The 2,557-nt window shown below is 60.2% G+C and carries 4 protein-coding genes; 1 reads left to right on the forward strand and 3 read right to left on the reverse strand.

Features of this window, described 5'->3' with window-relative positions:
• The first annotated feature begins 123 nt into the window (after nt 1-123).
• On the forward strand, nt 124-648 hold the full coding sequence (locus tag AC27IO_RS22805; protein WP_498740927.1) for a DUF2946 family protein: 525 nt from the start codon (nt 124-126) through the stop codon (nt 646-648).
• 151 nt (nt 649-799) lie between these two features.
• Here AC27IO_RS22805 and AC27IO_RS22810 read toward each other — a convergent pair whose 3' ends face one another.
• The 3 genes from AC27IO_RS22810 to AC27IO_RS22820 all read right to left on the reverse strand — a co-directional run.
• Nucleotides 800-1,162 carry a hypothetical protein gene (locus AC27IO_RS22810; RefSeq protein WP_317353657.1) on the reverse strand — a complete coding sequence of 121 codons (363 nt, stop codon included), beginning with the start codon at nt 1,160-1,162 and terminating at the stop codon, nt 800-802.
• Nucleotides 1,163-1,166: 4 nt separating this feature from the next.
• On the reverse strand, nt 1,167-1,937 hold the full coding sequence (locus tag AC27IO_RS22815) for a DUF6402 family protein (protein ID WP_498740929.1): 771 nt from the start codon (nt 1,935-1,937) through the stop codon (nt 1,167-1,169).
• A gap of 328 nt (nt 1,938-2,265) precedes the next feature.
• A partial coding sequence (locus AC27IO_RS22820) for a c-type cytochrome (protein ID WP_498740931.1) occupies nt 2,266-2,557 on the reverse strand: 292 nt, incomplete at its 5' end.

Raw genomic sequence — 2,557 nt, forward strand, 5'->3', positions numbered from 1 at the left:
GCTTCGCCCAGGGGCGCCTGCCGGGCCACGTGCGCGCCATGCCGGCCGAGGTGGCCGGCTGGCTGGCGGCCCACGGGGCACCGGACTACGCGGCCGGCGAAACCCCCTCGATACCATCGCGCCATGGATGACATCGTCAAACAGGCCATCGCCAAGTGGCCCAACGTTCCCGACTGCTACGGCTGGCTGGGGCTCGACGCGCGGGGCCGCTGGTACATGCGCGACGACGCCACCCAGGCCCAGGGGCCGTTCCCGCAGACCAAAGGCTCGCTGCTGGCGCACGGCAAGCTCATCGACTTCATCCAGCGCAACTACGAGGCCGACGCCCAGGGGCGCTGGTTCTTCCAGAATGGCCCGCAGCGCGTGTACGTGGAGCTGGAGATCACCCCGGTGGTCTGGCGCATCGAGCCGGATTTCACCCTCGTTGCCCACACCGGCCGCGCCTCCACCGCCCGCGAATGCCTGCTGGACGAGGCCGGTCGCCTGTACCTGTTCGACGGCACCGTGCTGGGGCTGGCGCACACGCTGGACATGGAAACCGCCTCGCAGGCGGTCGAGGCCGGGCAGTGGGACCCGCAGCCGGTGCAGGCGGCCGATCTGCCGGTGCGCTATGGCTACGTGCTGCAGCCCTCGGTGTTCCGGGTCTGAGCCGTTGCCGGGCCCCGGGCGGTTCTGCGCGGCGCGGCAGTGCCGGCGCACACACTTTCTCAAGGCTTTACCTGCTGGCGTTGTCCCGAGCGGCCGGGCGCTTCACTTCGGATATGACCTCGTCTTCACCGAAGATGCCTATGAAAGCCAGTCACGAGCCGGGAAGCACCCATTCGGCGATCAGCTTGATCTCCACGCTCCGTGGTTCCCAGTGGACCTGATCTACCAGTTGCACGGCTTCGATGTTCGTCTCTTGCAAGACGGTGCCGTCCTGGGTTTGGAGCTGCACAAAGCCAGGGGCGTCTGCGGAAGCGCCGGGCGACATTCGCCACGGCGAGCCGATCCGGAACACGGCCACTTGAAAGCGTTGGTCCGGACTGGTGAAGGTTTTGTAAACGCTGGAGCAACACAGCTTGCGCCCGCTGGGCGTGAACGACAGCCAGCCACAGACCCCCAGCGCCACGGCGACGAGCAAGGCCAAGAATTTGGAGCGCGATGCGCTTGGATGGGCCATGGTTCTATGGCTTGAACAAGAACGTATTGTTCGTGGTCTGCTTGAGCACCCGCATATCGGAATAGATCAGAAAATCACCGCCTTTCCCATTGGCCGAGCGCCATTTCCTGAAATCAGAATTGCGGACGTTGAAGCCGCCATTCAAACCGGTTCGCCCGACGCTATTGGATTCGAAGTTCCAGTTTCCAAGATCCTGGTCTTCGCCCGCTGCATCATTGAAGTCATAGGAGTCCTTGACATAGATGCCTACCTCCTCGATGGTCACCAGATAATTGCCGGTCGGAACCTTCGGTGCCGGGCCTGAAGCAACTTTTTTCTCGGTCATTTCAGCCTCTACGGTTTCGGCCACCACCAAGCGGAACGTGAAGTTGCCCAATGCGGCCCTCAAGTCGTCCATGGGGCCCACTAACATGTCCATGTTTCCGCCAATCACGCGGAATTGAATGGCTTCATTCTCCATGGACTGGAGCATCCTGGGGAGCAAGAAGCGTTGTTTGCCGCTGCCCAGTGCGTTCTTTCGTTTGAGGAGCTTCATAATCTCCCTGCGGGCAGCTTCATTCAGCCAAATGCGTTCCGAGATCAGCGTGTCGTAGACTTGGCGCGCTCGGGAAAAGCCAAGAACCCAATCCATGGTAATGATGTCTGTAGACGCTATACCATTCGAGGGGGATGAGTTTGATGGGTCTGAAAACCACTTTTCCATCAATTGGGCCCCACGCTCCCAATTGTTTGATCGCATCACTGTGGGCAGCTTTGTAATATCAAGCTTGGACATATTATTACCAAGTCATTGAAAGATTCAATTGATAATAACATGGCTCTCACTGAATTTAAAAGTCAAGCAGTGATTTTTGCCTTTTGATTGAACTGATATTTCAATGATTTCAGTTTGAAAGGGAATTTTCGATCGTTTTAGCCGAAGTGAGATGTCCGCCCCGTAGAGAATTCCTGCCGGATGCAGGTTCATTTGGTTAATGCATAAAAAAGGGACAAGCAATCGCTGTCCCTTTTCTTTTGTGAAGTGCCCTGAGTAATTCTCAGGGCTTACCAAACGGGCATGGAGTTGAATGCCCCGCCTTTTGTGGTAGGTCGGGTGCCTCGTCTTACTTGGCCGCGTTGGCCATGAACTCGACCGCCGCATGGATGTCCGCGTCCGACGCCTGCGTGCCGCCGCGGGGCGGCATGGCACCCTTGCCGGCAATGGCGATGCGGGTCATGCCGTCGATGCCGTCCTTCAGGCGCTCGGCCCAGGCGGCCTTGTCGCCGAACTTGGGCGCACCGGCGATGCCGGCGGCATGGCAGACCTGGCACGCCTGCTTGTACAGGGCTTCGCCAGCGCCGGCGGCGGCCGTCGTCGTGGGGGCGGCGGGTGCCGCGGCCGGAGCGGGTGCTGCT

The sequence above is a fragment of the Acidovorax sp. KNOB132 genome (genome assembly GCF_057541515.1).